The following is a 16,867-nucleotide window of genomic DNA, read 5'->3' as shown; positions in this document are numbered from 1 at the left end:
AAGCAATACTCTTATTCTCGAAGCTGCTATCCCAAATGTTGCACACACTGCCGCTGGAGTAAGATTCGTTTGCCCTTAATATTCAGTTATTCAGAACAAAAGTAATTTTTTGAAATCGATTTCCAATATTTTAATTCATTTTTGAAAAATGGGGGGAATAAGAAAAGAGGAGAGTTTGATCTGAATAAGCGGACAAAGTAGCGGAAGAGGACAAAAAAAAGCAAATCAAGTAAAAACTTGATTTGCCTACCCTGTAGCCCGTAGGGGAATCGAACCCCTGTTTCAAGAATGAAAATCTTGCGTCCTAACCCCTAGACGAACGGGCCGTTTTCTGTTTCGGTGTGCAAATATAGAAAGCTTTCTAAACTTCACCAAATTTTTATGGAAATTTTATTCATTTTTTTTAAAACAGGTCGCAAAGCCCTCTAAAATAGCTATATTTAGACTCATTGAAAAAGTAACCAACATGACTAATTTTAAAAAAATCAAAAACCATTTGCTCTATGCCGGCCTTGGCATGGCATTTTTTAGCCAGGCTGCATACGCTCAAAAATCGAGCTCAATTGCAGATCAGCTGCAAGTCACCTGGCAGGTAAAGGAAGGTCAGAACATCCGGAAAAACCCTATCTCAACAATTATTCTGAAAAACAAGGGCAAAAGTGCCATACAGCTTAATGATTGGAGTCTATGGTTTAACTTTATCCGGTCTATCGATCCCAATAAAGTAGATAAAAGATTTGCCATTGACCACAGGAATGGCGATCTATTTCAGGTGAGCTTTAATAAAAACAATTTTTTGCTAAAAGCACAGGATACAATCCATATTGATTTTATTACGACAGGCCTAGTCAACTATACCGATGGACCAATCGGTTTATACATAAAAAATAGCAAAACTGGGGTTTCGACAGATGTTCGCAACTATACCGCTGTAAAAACAGCTCCTCAATCCGATACTGAAAAAGCAGAGTTTTGGTCTTATAAATATGATCAAAATAAACTTACCGATGGTATAGACGCTCAGGCCATTATCCCCCTACCTAGCAGCATCAGTATCAACAATACTGCAAAATTCAATATAACAACAGGCACAAAAGTATACATCGCTGATGAATTTGCTTCCGAAGGGGGCTTTCTGACAGACTTCTTGAACAAATACACCGGGATTAAGCTGTCAACTAGCTCCGAAAAACAGGGTGGTGTTTCCGTTGTCAAAGTAAATGATCTTAAACCTGAATCTTATCGAATAAATATCGATGCAAAAGGTATCCGGATCGAAGCTGCAGATAAGGCCGGCGCTTTTTATGCCATACAATCGCTGAAATCCTTGATTAATCATCAACAATGGAATAAAACCGCAAAATCAATAGCCTTACCTTACGCAAAAATAGCAGATAGTCCGCGTTATGGCTACCGTGGATTTATGTTAGATGCAGCCCGCAATTTCCATAGCAAAGCAGAAGTGTTACGGATCTTGGATCTGATGGCTGCCTACAAATTAAATAAGTTCCATTTCCACTTTATTGACGATGAAGGTTGGCGATTAGAGATTCCATCCTTACCAGAACTTACTGCTGTGGGCGCTAACCGCACAGCAAGTTTTGAAGACGGTAAAGGAATTCAGCCAGCTTACGGATCTGGTGCAACTGCAAAAGCAAATCAATTCTACACCGTAGCTGACTATATCGAAATCCTACAATATGCTAAAGCAAGACATATTGACGTAATTCCTGAAGTTGAAACACCAGGGCACGCCCGTGCTGCGATCAAAGCAATGCGTGCACGATTTGCACATTTCACCAAGGCTGGCGATAAACAAAAAGCGGAGGAATTTCTATTGGATGATGCGGATGACAAATCGGTCTATAACTCTGCACAGAACTGGAACGACAATGTAATGAACCCTGCTCTCCCTTCGACCTACCATTTTCTGAGCAAGGTGGTCGATGAAATCAAAGCGATTCACGATAAAGCTGGAGTGCCGTTGAAAATTATCGATTTGGGCGGTGATGAAACGCCGAGTGGTGTTTGGGAAAAATCGCCAAAGATCCTTGCTTTCATGAAGGAAAATAATATCAGCAATGTACTTGATGTATGGCCGATATATATCGCCAAAATCAACAAACTTGTTCAGGATAAGGGTTTGACGATGTCGGGTTGGGAAGAGATGGGCATGCGTAATAAAGGGAAAGGAATGGAAGTTAACGCGGAATTGGGCAAAGCTGGCATCCATCTCAATGTATGGAATAACCTTCCTGGACAGGGACAGGAAGATCTCGCTTACCGCTTAGCAAATGTAGGCTATAAAGTTGTCTATACCAGCGCAGCAAATAACTACCTGGATATGTCATGGGACCGCGACTTTGCAGATCCGGGCCATAGCTGGGTCGGTACTGTAAACCTGAACAGGACCTACTCTTTCTCTCCGGAAAACTTCTTTATCAACCTTCGTAAAGATGACACGGGAAAAGATCTCGTAAAAGAAGCGTATACCAACAAAGAGCAGCTCACTGCTGAAGGAAAGAAAAACCTACTCGGCATCAAGGGTGCACTATGGGCGGAAAAAGTATCGACCGATCAACGTCTTGAAGAGATGATATTCCCGCGGTTAATCGCCATTGCCGATCGTGCCTGGGCGCAAGAACAAGACTGGGAAAAGGGGAACTCGTATAATGAAGCAAGCTATCGTAAATCGTACACAGCCTTTATTAAAAAATTAGGCGAAGATGAATTGAAGAAACTCGATATTATTGACGGTGGTTATACCTATCGCCTTCCGAAGCTTGGAATTAAACAAGCGGGCAACCAGCTCCTTATCAACACCGATTATCCAGGGTTCAAAGTATATTATACGGACAATGGAAGCACACCGACGTTGAAATCAAAAGAAGTAAATGGCGCAATTCCTTATCAAGCAGGTAAGAAATATCTATTCAAAGTCTTTGATGCCAAAGGTAGATCCGGAGAGGTTATTGCATATTAAAAACTAAATTGGATTATGACAATAAAATAATGATATCCAAGCTGCTTAAGGTCGCCAGCGAAATAGCATAGGCCGATTGCAGTTCTAAAATAGAAAAAGGGATGATTTCTATTCGAAAATCATCCCTTTTTGCTTGTCTTTAATATGAAATACGAGCCGCTTAGAACTTATAGCTCAAGGAAACAGCCGCATTTCGCGGGTCGATCTGATTGATAAAACCACCACGGAAATACGAGTTCAAGCCAATCTCATTGGTAATATTGTTCACAAAGACTTTGGCATCAAACTTACGCCATTTATAGCCCACCTGTGCATTTAAAGTTGTATAGGCAGGCATATTGAATGGTTTTTCCCCATAATATTCACCATGGCCCTGCGGTGTTAGGCTATATTCATTTACTGGACGATCGCCTACATAATAAACTCCGGCACTCAAACTCAAATTTCTTAAGGCACCTTGGTTAAACACATATTGCACCCAGGCATTGGCCGTATTTTTTGGCGCATTCATTGGCGCAGAGCCATTCATGTAAGAAGGAGAATTTTTATATCGGGCATCCAAATATGCATAACCTAACATCACGGTTAGATTTTCCAGCACACGACCGTTTAATTCTGCTTCGATACCATCCCGGACTAAATCACCTGCTTTAAAATAAAGACCTGTTGGCTGATTTGCCTCATTATACTCCGCATTCGTTAAGTCAGATGTATAAATATGGAAATATGTTAAATTGAAACGTAGTCTGTTGTCCAACCAATCTGATTTAATTCCCCCTTCGAATTGCTCCGTAGTCGAGGCGCCGGCCTTGGTTCCATCAACCATTGGATTGGCTGCACTTCTAAGGCTGGTTGAGTTCGTATAAGATCCGAAGACATTAAAATTCTCGAAAGGTGTGACGATAACTCCCGCCATCGGATTCCAGGCTGATTCCCGTTTATTTCCGTTTGAGGTAAAGTCTTTCGTGGTGATTTCAGAGTAACGCAGTCCCAAAACAGCTTTAATATATTTATTGAATTCAATCACATCCTGCGCCATAAAGCCAATTGAAGAATAGTAATTTCTCACCGGCGTTTTAGCCTCAAAAGCCACTTTTTTCCCTATTTGTTTATTCCCCAACGAATCCACATAAGATACTTGATCCAAATCATTGGCCCAGTCGCCATGAATATCAATCACATCAATTACCCCAGCAGCTAAAGCCCCCTTATCAGGGTTTGACAATGGAATTTTACTGTCCAACAAACTCAATTTGGTACCAAACGAAGTCGTTGTCGCATCTGCAATACGATAATCTACACCAGCTTGGACCAAATGCTTTACCTTACCTGTATACAAGTCCTTTCCGATCAAATCAAATTGGAAGGTCTTGTTTTTATCGTCACGCAAACTTTTGCTCATCTTCCGTGAAAATGTATTAAACTTTTCCTCTTTGTCCTTTATCAGACTCGCCGATGTTGTCAAGTTATCGACCTGATAAGATGAGGTCGCTATGGAAGCGCGAATACTCCAACGATCGGTCAATTCATGGTGGATCTGCCCCATAAAACTCTTCATTTCGGTATTGACATTATCAGAGTTCATGCCCAAGAATTTATTGTTGGGTATCACATACAAAGCATTGATACTCTGTGAGGGATTTAGATTAACAGCCGAATTGACGGGTGTGCGGTTATCATTGAAATAGTCCCCTTCCAAGGTGATCGTTGTCTTCTCTGTAGGCTTCCAGGCCAAAGATGGGTTTAGATAAACACGGTTGGCAGAAAGTCCTTTTCTGAAACTATCATTCCTTTCATAAGCTCCGTCCATACGGAAAGCAACAGTCTCCTTTTTATCCAATACGGTTTGGAAATCGAATGTAGGCCGAAACTGTCCCCAGCTTCCCACACGTACGCCAACCTCGCCCGAATTGGTAAAATTAGGGGTTTTCGTCACGACGTTAATTACCCCACCGGCATTGCCAAGGTCGGTAATCACACCTTGCGTCACCGCAGCAGATCCTTTGATCATCTGGATAGACTCTACCCCTTGCATATCAACCACACCGGAAGCGGTCTGGAACTGGGAATCCATACGTACGCCATTTTTTAATACCGGTATACCTCTGAACCCTCGTGTAGATAACGATTCTTTGACACCACCATAAGAGCCGAATAAGGTCACACCGGGAATATTTCTAACCGCATCAGTCAGCGTTAGGATACCCTGATCTTGGATCACTTTGTTGGATATAACAGATATACTCTGGATCTGATCGGAAGGTTTTAGCGGCATACGGGTAATCATTTCAAGTCCCTTCGGCTTCTTATTGCGCTCGCCAAATACTTCTACTTCATCAATAGCCTGTTCGTTGCCGACCAGCACCACCGGTTTTAATACCACCTCAGGGCTAGCAGAACTAAACACATAATCAATTGATGTCGTCTGATAACCTAAATAAGTAAAACGAATGACGGCATCCTGATCGACACCCTGAAGTCTAAAATGACCTTTATGGTCTGTACGTACCGTTTTATTACCGATTGAAACGGTTACTGAGCTTAATGGGTTATTGTTTGCATCAACAACCTTTCCTTTTACGATTCCTGAAGTTTGGCCATATACAGCGCTTCCGATTAAAAATGTAGAGGCAAGTGCAAGTAAGTGTTTATTCATGTTAATAATTTTGGGTAATTATTTTTAATTAATCTAAATAACACGACAAAGGTATAAAAATTTCCTTTGTTAGAACAATTAAAAACAAAAAAGCTCTGAACCACTTCTGATTCAGAGCTTTCCTATATTAACTCAGTCTGTTTTAGTCAAACTTCCAGCGTACAAAAGCTTCTATCGCTTCATAGTTGGCAAGGCCTAATCTATCGTACAATGCTGCGGTATCGCTCGTACGGTCTTCTGCACGTACCCAGAATTCACGTGGATCATCACCCGGGAATACCGGTAAATCTTTTTGAGACTGGTGTTTGAAGATCGCCAAACGTTTGCGATATACCTCTTGTGGAGATAATGGAACCGCCATTTCGATCTCATGGATCGGGTATTCATGCCAAGCACCTCTGTACAGCCACAACCAACAATCTTTTGTCCACTCATCCGTTTTGCTCAACCTTCTTAGTGCTTCAAACAAAATATCAAAACATACTTTATGGGTACCGTGTGGATCAGCAAAATCTCCTGCAGCAAATACCTGGTGCGGTTTTACCTGACGCAACAATTCCATCGTTTGTTGGATATCGTCTTCAAAGGATACATCCTTCGCAAATTTTTGTCTGTCGTAGAATGGTAAATCCTGGAAATGGATATTTTCATCCGGCAAACCTACCAAACGTGCACCGGCAATAGCTTCCCCTTTACGGATCAATGCCTTTATTTTTCGTACAAGCTCGGTATCAATCTGATTTGGTTTTTTAGTCGCAAAGATTGCTCTTTCCTCATCATAAATCTGACTGATCTGCGCAGCTTCTGTTTTCGCACCAATTTGATTTGCTAGATCCTCAGCAAACTCCAAATAACGGACTACATCATCATCCCATACAGCAGTGTTACCACACGTCTGGTAAGCAACATGTACATTGTGTCCTTGATCTGCCAAACGGATAAATGTTCCACCCATGGAGATCACATCATCATCAGGGTGCGGTGAAAATACGATCACATTTTTCTTCGCCGGGTTCGCACGCTCTGGACGCTGTGAATCATCTACGTTCGGCTTACCTCCTGGCCATCCAGTAATTGTATGTTGAAGCTCATTAAAGATGCGGATATTAATGTTATAAGCAGGGCCATTTTCTGTGACCAGCTTGGCCATACCATGCGCATTATAATCTTCATCTGTAAGTTTTAAAATCGGCTTATTGATTTCCAGCGCTAACCAAACAACAGCTTTTTTGATCAAAGTTGGTGTCCAGGTCACATCTTCGGCCAACCATGGGAGGTCAAAGCGTGTCAACAGGGATGCCGCTGCTTCATCCAGGATAAATTCGACATTATCCGATAGCTGAAGATAAGTTGCAGGAATCTCTGACGAGATCTCGCCCTCAACAGCTTTCTTAATGATCTCCGCTTTGGTTTCGGTCCAGGCCATCAAGATGATCTCGCGAGCTTTGAAAATTGTACCGACACCCATTGTAATCGCTTTTCTTGGCACATTTTCTTTACCACCAAAAGCACGTGATGCATCCCGACGAGTCAAGTCGTCCAGGGTTACAATACGCGTACCAGAGTTTGGCGCAGAACCCGGTTCATTAAAACCGATATGGCCTGTACGACCAATACCTAATAATTGAATATCTAATCCACCGGCTGCCGTGATCTTTTGCTCGTATGCTTCGCAAAAAGCATTGACTTGATCCGGAGCCAGGGTACCATCAGGAATATTTACATTCGCCTTATCAATATCTACGTGATCAAACAAATTTTTGTTCATAAAGGTCACATAGCTCTGATCGGCATCAGGTTGCATAGGGTAATATTCGTCAAGATTGAAGGTAATCACGTTCTTAAAGCTTAAACCTTCTTCTTTGTGCAAGCGAATCAGTTCTTGATAAACTTTCACTGGCGTAGCACCAGTAGCAAGACCTAGAACAGCTTTTTCACCTTTCTCCTGCTTTGCACGAATAATTTCAGCAATACGATTTGCAACGTTTTTCGAAGCTGAATTTTGATCTGGATAGACGCTTACGGGGACTTTTTCGAAGCGTGTTTCTTCCAATAAATTTAATCTAGCCATTTTATGGATATATTGATAAACGTGAATTACAAATTTATGAAATTAGTGAGTTAAGTTGAAGTAAAATTTTAATAAAGTGCCTTATTCTTAACAATATTTTAAATAAATCCTTTTAGCCTTTATTTTAGCACAGAAATCCGGCTATATTTCATTCAAAATAGCCACTGCTTTCAGCAAAGTGACATCTTGCTTAGCAAAACAAACGCGCAAAACCTGCTGATCTGTAGCTTGTTTATAGAATGCAGACAGTGGAATTGTCGCTATTTTGTGCTGCTTTGTCAGATAGCAGGCGAAATCAAATTCTTTCTCCTGACTAATGGCACTATAATCAAGATTGAGAAAGTAGGTCCCTTGACAAGGCAATATTTTAAAGCGGGATTGTGTTAATCCGTTTTTGAGTAAGTCTCTCTTTTTCTCAAAAAAACCGGACAGGCTCTCCACATAAGCCGTATCTTTCAGATATTCAGCGATTGCTGTTTGCATTGGGGTATTCACACTGAAAACATTAAACTGATGGATTTTTCGGAATTCACGCATTAACAGGGCTGGTGCCACACAGTAACCGATCTTCCACCCGGTGGTATGCAGCAGTTTTCCAAAAGAGGCAACAACAAAACTCCGTTCACGCAGACCGGGTATACTTAACACCGATTGTGGAGCCAATCCATCAAAGACGAGATGTTCATAAACTTCATCACTGAGCAATAGGCTATTCGTCCCTTCCAAAAGTTTGCTAAGTTTATTCAATTCCTCTTTTTCAAGCACTTTTCCCGTGGGATTGTTCGGATTATTGATAATCACTAAGCGTGTTTTCTCGTTGATCAATTTAGCCACATAATCCCAGTCGATCTGGAAATCGGGCGCCAATAAGCGCACGGGCACAACTTTACCACCAAACAATTCGATCGTGGGGGCATAACTATCGTATGCAGGTTCGAATATAATGACTTCATCTCCCTGGCCAACAACTGTTGCAATCGCAGTAAAGAGCGCCTGGGTTCCTCCAGCTGTTATTGTAAGCTCTTCTAATGGATCTATGTCCACAGTATAGACCGTCTTGTATTTTTCGGCGATGGTTTCACGCAAGCTTTGCACGCCGATCATCGGCGCATATTGGTTATGCCCTCTTTCCATTGCCGCAGAAACCAATTGGACAAGCTTGGCATCTGTCTCAAAGTCCGGAAAACCCTGGGACAGGTTCAGCGCCTGCTCCTGATTGGCAAGCATGGTCATCTTGGTAAAGATCGATGTTTCCACATGTGGAAGTTTAGGTATTAGGTTCAAGTTCATTTTTTGACAATTTATTAATCTACTAAATTAGTGGATTTTCTTATATTTGTAAATATATATAAGAATAGCAACATGATAAAATACATCACAGTACTTTTTTTGGTCCTTCCATTTTTCGGCTTAGCACAGAAGAAAGAACTGACCAAACAGGAATATATCGCCCGCGTGAAAGCGGCACCGGATTCCATCTCAACTTTAGTTGACTTGCGTCGTGTGGGCGGCTATGACCCCGTCTATACAGAACTGCAAGCGCTTTATAATACACTGAGCAACAATGTCAAAAATTCCAATGAAGGAAAAGAATTCCAGGACTATTTAAATGCATTGGAGACCGTTCAGGTTGGGAAAGTTGCCCCTGCTTTTACGCAAAACGATACAACAGGCAATCCCGTGCAGCTGTCGGATTTCAAAGGCAAATATGTATTGCTTGATTTCTGGGCTTCCTGGTGTCCCGATTGCCGCGTTGAAAGTCCGGATCTTGTAAAAACTTACGAACAGTTCAAAGGAGACAAGTTTGAAATCCTCGGTATATCTTTTGACAAGGACCGCAACTCCTGGATCAAAGCCATCCATGCAGACAAACTACACTGGAAACATGTCTCTGACTTAAAACGCTGGCAGAATGACGTAGGTACGCTATATGCGGTGAAATCTATTCCTCAAAATGTGCTGATCGACCCGAACGGGAAAATCATTGCAAAGAATTTGCATGGGGATGCTTTACGCGCAAAATTGAGAGAAGTATTAAAGTAGGATTTAAAACTGTGAATTCCTAAACCAGCATCAGAAACTTATTTCTGATGGCGCAATAACCGCTAAGTACGAAGGCGACCGCTCTCAATTGAAGATCGATAACGATCCCCTGGGAAAAGGAACAAATAGTATAAAAAAAGGCGCCCGAAAATCGGGCGCCTTTTTTTTTATACACGAAATTTATGATCGATCAGCCAAATAAAGCGCTAAAAATATCTTCCAACTTCGCGACAGGCCGAATGGCAATGTTATACTTCTTTGCATCTAAACCTTTGGTATTGAACTTGGAAATAAAAATTCCGTCAAAGCCCAACTTCTCTGCTTCCTGAATGCGTTGTTCAATCCGGTTTACCGCTCTGATTTCCCCTGACAGCCCCACCTCTCCAGCAAAAGTCAGATTGCTCTGGATAGGAATATCCTGCTGTGATGAGATAATCGCTACGATAACCGCCAGATCAATGGCAGGATCTTCGACCCGCAATCCTCCGGCAATATTCAAAAATACATCCTGTGCGCTTAACCGGAAACCAAATCGCTTCTCCAAGACTGCCAACAGCATATTCAACCGTTTTGTATCGTAACCTGTGGATGAGCGCTGAGCCGTACCGAATGCAGAGTTACTTACTAAGGCCTGAACTTCAATCATCATGGGCCGCATGCCCTCGAGCATGGCTGCAATGGAAACTCCACTCACGGGTTCATCGCGTTGTGAAATCATAATTTCGGAAGGATTTGACACTTCCCGCAAACCCGACCCTTGCATCTCATATATACCCAATTCCGAAGCAGAGCCAAACCTATTTTTGACAGCGCGCAAAATACGATAGACATGATGACGGTCACCCTCAAATTGAAGTACCGTATCGACCATATGTTCCAATACTTTCGGTCCAGCGATGGAACCATCTTTGGTAATATGGCCTACAATAAATACTGGTGTACTGGTTTCTTTGGCAAACCGTAGTAATTCAGCCGTACATTCCCTTACCTGGGAAACAGAACCGGGCGCGGATTCAATCTGTGATGAATGCAGCGTTTGGATGGAATCAATGACAATGACATTGGGCTGTACGGTCTCGATCTGTTTGAAAATATTTTGTGTAGCTGTTTCCGTCAGAATATAGCAGTTCGCTTTCGACGATTGTGATAAGCGCTCAGCGCGCATCTTGATCTGCTGCTCACTCTCCTCTCCTGAAATATAGAGGGTTTTGACCTGTGGAATGGACAAAGCCAACTGGAGCATCAAAGTAGACTTTCCAATGCCGGGTTCACCACCAATCAACACCAGAGAGCCTGGCACAATCCCCCCGCCCAACACCCGGTTAAACTCTTGGTCTGGAGTCAGGATACGCGATTCGTCCTGATATACAATCTCATGAATAATAGCTGCTTTGTTTGCCCGCTTTGCATTGCCTGTTGTTGTTGTGCTTCGCCATTCAGGGACTTTTGAGCTAGTTTTTTCAACCACCTCCTCGACGAAACTATTCCATTGTTTGCACGAAGGACACTGTCCCATCCACTTGGGCGATTCATAGCCACAGTTTTGACAGAAATATGCTGATTTTGTTTTTGCCATTCTACGAAATTACAAATTTCTATCCTTTACATTACCCTTCATTTTCTTTTAAAATCCGTAGAAAATTCTGTCCCATAATTTTAGCGATATCTGCTTTTTTATAACCTCTTTCCAAAAGGCCTTTTGTCAATAAAGGAAACTTGGAAACATCCTCCATGTCCTGAGGAGCAGATTCGATGCCATCAAAATCTGATCCAACGGCAACATGTTCTATTCCCACTTTCTTGACGAGATAATCAATATGGTCCAATAGTTTAGATAAAGGTGCATCAACTTCGTATTTCGCCTCCTTGGATAACTGATCATACATACTCCAGGTGCTTTTTGTCATATCAGCATCCTTTCCAACCTGTTTTTTGTAGATCTTCTTTAACCGCGTTTCATAGGCCGGATCCAAAAAGCCAGAGTAAAAGTTTACCCCGATCACACCACCGTTTTTCTTCAGGGCCTCCAATTGTTCATCTTTTAGGTTGCGGAAATGCGGGCATAAACGATAGGCATTGCTATGAGACACCAATATTGGCTTACTGGAAACTGCAAGGACATCATAAAAGGTCTGCTCCCCCCCGTGGGAGAGATCCACCAGCATGCCAAGCTCATTCATTTTCCGAATGATCGCTTTCCCATGGTCAGTTAGTCCTTTTGCCTTCGAATCCATTTTACCAGACTCCATGGCAGCACAGCTTGCCCACGGTACATTATAATTCCAGGTCAGGGTTAAATATTTAGCACCACGTTTATGAAGTGTGATAAGGTTGTCTATGCTTCCCTCGATCATATTACCACCCTCCACGCCAATAATTGCAGCAATTTTACCTGTTTTTAGAATGGCCTCGATATCTGCCGTTGATTTTGCCAAGGCAATAGCCTCCGCATTTGTAGCAATCATTTTTTCCAGGGCATCGATTTGGGCGTTGGCATGCTCAAAGGCTCCAGTTTTCCATTTTGTATCATCCGACCAAACTGCGAAGACCTGCACATCCACTCCGCCTTCTTTTAGCCGTGGAATATCCGTGGCGCCCGTACTCAGTCGCTGACCAATGTCTTTTCCGCCGAAAATTGATTCATAAATCACATCATTATGCCCATCTACAACAATCATATCGGCATGAATTTGCTTATACTCCTGACTATAGGTCATGCGATTCAAGGTTAAAAGGCACAATCCCGTCAACAATAGATTCTTGATCATTTTTTCGCCTCATTAATTGTTTCATAAATGACATCCTGAATCCGGCTACGGATATTGAGATCCAACAATTTGGTACTGACCTGTGGATGTACCCGATTGGACAGAAAGATATAAACCAGCTGATTTTGTGGGTCTACCCAGATACAGGTACCGGTATAACCCGTATGTCCGAATACAGTAGGATTTGCCAATTTAGATGGATATTCGTTTTTCGGGTTAGGATCCCAGCGGTCGAAGCCCAATCCTCTCCGGCTTGTTGCAGACTGTTTACTGGTAAACTGATCTATTGTTTCTGTCTTAAAATAACGCTCGCCCCCATATTCACCACGGTTCAACAAAAGCTGTCCATATATTGCCAGATCATTGGCTGTGGCAAATAAACCTGCATGTCCAGCAATACCTCCAGCCATCGCAGCACCCTGATCATGCACATAACCTTCTAACAATGTTTTACGGAACGAAGTATCCTGCTCCGTAGGCACAATCTGATCCTTCGCAAACCGTTCCCTTGGAACATAGCCGGCATGGGTCATCCCCAACGGCCGGTAGAAATTTTCCTGAACATAATCTTGCATGGGCACTGCAGTCTGATGTTCCGCAACTTCCTTCATCACATACATGCTTATGTCGCTATATACATAGTTTCCTGTTTGCTTAACTGGGGACTTTAACATTTCGGGCCACATCACATCCCGGTAGTAATGATTGAGAATATAACTATTGTCGGCCATCTTCACCTGATGTTGTTGATCCGGTACGGCAACAACATCTCCGGCTTTCAAATATTTATAAAATGGGATAAATGGTGTAAACCCCGCTTCATGTAGCATCACAGAACGCAATTTGATATCTTTTTTATTCGTATACTTTGCCTGCCATAGGTAATGCCCCATGGTGCTATCCAAATTAATAATATTACGCTCGGTCAGGCGCATAATCACGGGTGTAGTACCCGCAATTTTGCTGACGGAGGCGAGATCAAAAATGTCACTTACTTTTGTTGGGATAGCCTTCGTATAGGTATGATAACCATAAGATTTTTCCAATAGCACCTGCCCATCTTTTACAATCATCACCACCGCGCCGGGAGTAGCCTGCTTTTCAATCGCTTCCGCTGCGATGGCATCAATTTTTTTGGTCAGTTTACCCAAGTTCAGGTTTGAATTTTCTCCGGAGCTGTATTGCAGACGCGTTTGGGCAGTCTTAACATTTCCTTCGGTAATGGCCACCCCACCAAAGATAGACATCGCCGCATTGCGCTGGCCAGCAGCGGTAAAAGGGGCCAATAGCTCGATTAAATCTGATTGCGAATGCTCGGAAACAGCCTTTTTACTGCGTTCATGTTCAAAGAAATGGCAGAGCACAACTTTTTTATTATTCAGTACCGCCTGTTTGAGCTGTGCCAAACAATCCGCATCCAAATCATCTTCCTTGCCGGCGACAATAATCGTATTGTAATATTTGATATCTTCATCAAATTTACTAAAATCCAATACGGCTACATTTGCATACCGTGCTAGCTGATTTGTAAACGTCGCATATTTGTCCGCGTGTGGTACAACAACCCCAATGCGCCGCTGATCCAACTTGGTGAGCGGTAGGAGCTGATCGATATTATTATAGAGTATGGTTTCATTCTTTATGGTCGATTTATATTGAGCGAACAAGGGGGAAATACAGAACAAACCTGCAAATAATACCCCGAAAAATCCTTTTTTCATTCTGCTTTTGTCGTTTTTTAGGTTCTATCAAATAAAAATACGAATAAAATAGACAAGCGGCATCTATTCTGGTAAAAAAATAATATTTTGATCGCTTACATTTTCCAACTCCTCGCTTGGGATTTTTCGGATGGTGGAGCAGAAATCTTTTTTTTTCTGTAAGTTTGGTTAATGCCGGAATTGATACAAGATAAAACAATATTTTCCCTCCTGGAGGTGAGCAAAAGTATCCAAAAAACGCTTGCTGAGCGTTACAAGAGCTTATATTGGATCAAGGCAGAGATGAATAAACTCAACCATTATACGCACTCGGGACATTGTTATCCCGAGCTTGTTGAAAAACAGGATGGCAAAATCGTTGCTGAGATCAGGTCAACTTTATGGAAGGCAGACTTCAACCGGATCAACAACAATTTTCTGAAAATTGCACAGGAACCGCTACGAGAAGGCATTACAATGTTATTTCAGGCAAGTATTTCCTATGATCCAATGTATGGCTTGAGCTTGAGGATTGTTGATATTGATCCGACTTTTACCCTAGGGGAACTGGAGAAAGAAAAGCTGGATAGCATTAAAAAGCTCAAGGAAGAAGGCATTTACGAGGCCAATAAATCGGTCCCTTTCCCTGTGCTCCCAAAAAGACTGGCAATTATTTCCGTAGAGACAAGCAAGGGACTTTCTGATTTCTACAAGATTATCAATCAAAATCCCTGGGGGTATCGGTTGGAATGCACCTTATTTCCAGCCCTTTTACAGGGAGATAAATCCATCCCCTCAATTATCAATCAACTCGCGGTCATCACCGATAAAATAGCTGAATTTGACGTGGTCGCCATTATTCGTGGCGGCGGTGGTGAAGTCGGCCTATCCAGCTATAACAACTATTTATTGGCAAAAGCGATAGCGCTATTTCCCCTTCCTGTATTGACCGGAATTGGTCATTCAACCAACTATACTGTGAGCGAAATGGTGGCCTACAAAAATGCGATCACACCAAGTGAGCTTGCGGATTTTCTTATTCAAAAATTCCATAATTTTTCGATCCCTATTGACAAAGCTACCGAAAGCATCCAACATCTGATCACCATTCGTTTTAAGGAAGAAAGGAATACTTTGTCCCAAATCGCAACCCATATCCAATGGGTTGGGAAAAGAGAACTTCAGACTGCGCACGCCAATATCCAGCACCTGCAACACGAGCTGAATGCATTGGTTAAACTCCGTTTTTATGAACATAAAACGGCATTGGCACATACCGAGCGGATTATCCAACTTTCTGACCCACGGCGATTGCTCAAACAAGGATTTTCCATCACAAAAGTCAATGGCAAATTACTTCAATCTGTAGATCAGATATCCCCAGGGGACTTTATCCAGACGATGCTGGAAGACGGTGAAATGACCAGTACGGTAACGGACAAGAAATCGCTTAGCGACAGATTAGAAGGCAGCTAACGGTAATATTATTGAAACTGAAAAATTTAAAGTGATAAAAAGACAATGGAACAAAAATATACGTATACCGATGCCTTCAATGAATTACAAACGATTGTAAAAGAAATTGAAAATGGGACAACCAATATTGATGAACTTGCGGAGAAAATCAAACGAGCATCTGATCTCATTGAGGTTTGTCGGGCAAAATTGACCGCAACCGAAGAGGAGGTCAACCAATTGTTGCAAAAGATCTCTCCAGTACAGGATACAACTGATGAATAAGGAAAATAAAAGGCCCCTTGACGGGCCTACAACATCTTTTGTGTACGCATGCCTAATATGGATAGGCAACAAAGTAGAGCATGGAACAGATTTATCATACTGAATCGTGAAAAGAACATATTAGCCTATCAGAACATGGGAACTTCAATCAGTAGCAACTTTGCGTTATACTCCGCCTTGATATCAATTTTGGCCGAATCACAGATTCCAATGGCATCTCTCCGCTCCAATGTTTCGTTGGCTACGAGTACCTTTCCTTCGAGGACAAAAAGATACATCCCATTTTTTTCAGAATGGACAGTATACGAGATCGTATTCCCTCCCTCCAGTTCGGCAATATTGAAATATGCATCCTGATGGATATGGACAGCATCCGGATTCGATACCTCAGGGGACACGATGGTTACAAACTTATTATGACGGTCTAGATGAAGGTAAGACTTTTGATCATAAGCTGGTGTTAGATTCTGTTCATTGGGTAACACCCAAATTTGCAGGAATTTAACAGGATCTTTTTGGTCTCCGTTAAACTCCGAATGCTTTACGCCTTTACCTGCAGACATTATTTGCACTTCTCCCGTTTCAATATTACGGACATTGCCCATACTATCCTGATGGGAAAGGACTCCCGCCAAAGGTATGCTCACGATTTCCATATTGTCATGACTATGGCGACCAAAACCCTGACCGCCGGCCACCTGATCATCGTTTAAAACACGTAGGGCGCCAAAGTTTATTTTTTCAGGATCAAAATACTGTCCAAAGCTAAATGAGTGGGCACTTTTCAGCCAACCAAAGTCCACATGACCACGATCGTTTTCCCGGTGAATGATCTTTTGCATCTGTTCCTCCCTGTTATATAAATAACTAATAATCAGATGGCAAAACTTATACCAACAAGCCTTT

The 16,867-nt window shown here is 42.2% G+C and carries 11 protein-coding genes and 1 tRNA gene; 4 read left to right on the top strand and 8 right to left on the bottom strand.

Annotated elements, in window-relative coordinates:
- Nucleotides 1-254: 254 nt before the first annotated feature.
- Nucleotides 255-326, bottom strand: a tRNA-Glu gene (locus ABDW32_RS12690).
- 140 nt (nt 327-466) lie between these two features.
- Here ABDW32_RS12690 and ABDW32_RS12685 point away from each other — a divergent pair.
- Complete coding sequence (locus ABDW32_RS12685; RefSeq protein ID WP_343562911.1) at nt 467-2,983, top strand: family 20 glycosylhydrolase; 2,517 nt, start codon at nt 467-469, stop codon at nt 2,981-2,983.
- A gap of 160 nt (nt 2,984-3,143) precedes the next feature.
- Here ABDW32_RS12685 and ABDW32_RS12680 read toward each other — a convergent pair whose 3' ends face one another.
- From ABDW32_RS12680 to ABDW32_RS12670, 3 genes are all read right to left on the bottom strand, one after another.
- Nucleotides 3,144-5,639: a TonB-dependent receptor gene (locus tag ABDW32_RS12680; RefSeq protein ID WP_343562909.1), complete on the bottom strand. Its 2,496-nt coding sequence runs from the start codon at nt 5,637-5,639 to the stop codon at nt 3,144-3,146.
- A 142-nt stretch (nt 5,640-5,781) separates the two neighbouring features.
- Complete coding sequence (gene nagB / locus ABDW32_RS12675; protein ID WP_343563204.1) at nt 5,782-7,737, bottom strand: glucosamine-6-phosphate deaminase; 1,956 nt, start codon at nt 7,735-7,737, stop codon at nt 5,782-5,784.
- A 114-nt stretch (nt 7,738-7,851) separates the two neighbouring features.
- Entirely contained in the window at nt 7,852-9,000 is a 1,149-nt protein-coding gene (locus ABDW32_RS12670) for a methionine aminotransferase (protein ID WP_343562907.1), read from the bottom strand.
- Between the two features lie 72 nt (nt 9,001-9,072).
- On the opposite strand from ABDW32_RS12670, the gene ABDW32_RS12665 reads away from it, so the two are divergent.
- Nucleotides 9,073-9,753 carry a TlpA disulfide reductase family protein gene (locus ABDW32_RS12665; protein WP_343562905.1) on the top strand — a complete coding sequence of 227 codons (681 nt, stop codon included), beginning with the start codon at nt 9,073-9,075 and terminating at the stop codon, nt 9,751-9,753.
- Nucleotides 9,754-9,943: 190 nt separating this feature from the next.
- Here the strand turns inward: ABDW32_RS12665 and radA are convergent, their stop codons facing one another.
- From radA to ABDW32_RS12650, 3 genes are read right to left on the bottom strand one after another with little or no spacing between them, the layout of a single operon-like run.
- A complete protein-coding gene (gene radA, locus ABDW32_RS12660) occupies nt 9,944-11,329 on the bottom strand; it encodes a DNA repair protein RadA (protein ID WP_343562903.1) in 1,386 nt (461 codons plus the stop codon).
- Nucleotides 11,330-11,360: 31 nt separating this feature from the next.
- Complete coding sequence (locus tag ABDW32_RS12655; RefSeq protein WP_343562901.1) at nt 11,361-12,521, bottom strand: dipeptidase; 1,161 nt, start codon at nt 12,519-12,521, stop codon at nt 11,361-11,363.
- Nucleotides 12,518-14,242 carry a serine hydrolase domain-containing protein gene (locus tag ABDW32_RS12650; protein ID WP_343562900.1) on the bottom strand — a complete coding sequence of 575 codons (1,725 nt, stop codon included), beginning with the start codon at nt 14,240-14,242 and terminating at the stop codon, nt 12,518-12,520. The genes ABDW32_RS12655 and ABDW32_RS12650 overlap by 4 nt, the downstream gene beginning before the upstream one ends.
- A 171-nt stretch (nt 14,243-14,413) precedes the next feature.
- Between ABDW32_RS12650 and xseA the strand changes: the two genes are divergently transcribed.
- Both xseA and xseB read left to right on the top strand, forming a co-directional pair.
- Nucleotides 14,414-15,697 carry an exodeoxyribonuclease VII large subunit gene (gene xseA / locus ABDW32_RS12645; RefSeq protein WP_343562898.1) on the top strand — a complete coding sequence of 428 codons (1,284 nt, stop codon included), beginning with the start codon at nt 14,414-14,416 and terminating at the stop codon, nt 15,695-15,697.
- A 45-nt stretch (nt 15,698-15,742) separates the two neighbouring features.
- Nucleotides 15,743-15,961 (top strand): exodeoxyribonuclease VII small subunit, encoded by a 219-nt coding sequence (gene xseB / locus ABDW32_RS12640; RefSeq protein ID WP_343562896.1) that lies wholly within the window; start codon nt 15,743-15,745, stop codon nt 15,959-15,961.
- 128 nt (nt 15,962-16,089) lie between these two features.
- On the opposite strand, the gene ABDW32_RS12635 is transcribed toward xseB, so the two are convergent.
- Nucleotides 16,090-16,803, bottom strand: a complete 714-nt coding sequence (locus tag ABDW32_RS12635; RefSeq protein WP_343562894.1) for a pirin family protein — start codon at nt 16,801-16,803, stop codon at nt 16,090-16,092.
- Nucleotides 16,804-16,867: the final 64 nt, after the last annotated feature.

The organism is Sphingobacterium sp. (genome assembly GCF_039596235.1).
GTDB lineage: Bacteria > Bacteroidota > Bacteroidia > Sphingobacteriales > Sphingobacteriaceae > Sphingobacterium.
This window is presented reverse-complemented; position numbering and strand designations above follow the sequence as displayed.

Coding starts and splice junctions, on each gene's coding strand:
- ABDW32_RS12685 (WP_343562911.1), top strand. CDS start 467: ATGACTAATTTTAAAAAAATCAAAAACCATTTGCTCTATGCCGGCCTT.
- ABDW32_RS12680 (WP_343562909.1), bottom strand. CDS start 5,639: ATGAATAAACACTTACTTGCACTTGCCTCTACATTTTTAATCGGAAGC.
- ABDW32_RS12670 (WP_343562907.1), bottom strand. CDS start 9,000: ATGAACTTGAACCTAATACCTAAACTTCCACATGTGGAAACATCGATC.
- ABDW32_RS12665 (WP_343562905.1), top strand. CDS start 9,073: ATGATAAAATACATCACAGTACTTTTTTTGGTCCTTCCATTTTTCGGC.
- radA (WP_343562903.1), bottom strand. CDS start 11,329: ATGGCAAAAACAAAATCAGCATATTTCTGTCAAAACTGTGGCTATGAA.
- ABDW32_RS12655 (WP_343562901.1), bottom strand. CDS start 12,521: ATGATCAAGAATCTATTGTTGACGGGATTGTGCCTTTTAACCTTGAAT.
- ABDW32_RS12650 (WP_343562900.1), bottom strand. CDS start 14,242: ATGAAAAAAGGATTTTTCGGGGTATTATTTGCAGGTTTGTTCTGTATT.
- xseA (WP_343562898.1), top strand. CDS start 14,414: ATGCCGGAATTGATACAAGATAAAACAATATTTTCCCTCCTGGAGGTG.
- xseB (WP_343562896.1), top strand. CDS start 15,743: ATGGAACAAAAATATACGTATACCGATGCCTTCAATGAATTACAAACG.
- ABDW32_RS12635 (WP_343562894.1), bottom strand. CDS start 16,803: ATGCAAAAGATCATTCACCGGGAAAACGATCGTGGTCATGTGGACTTT.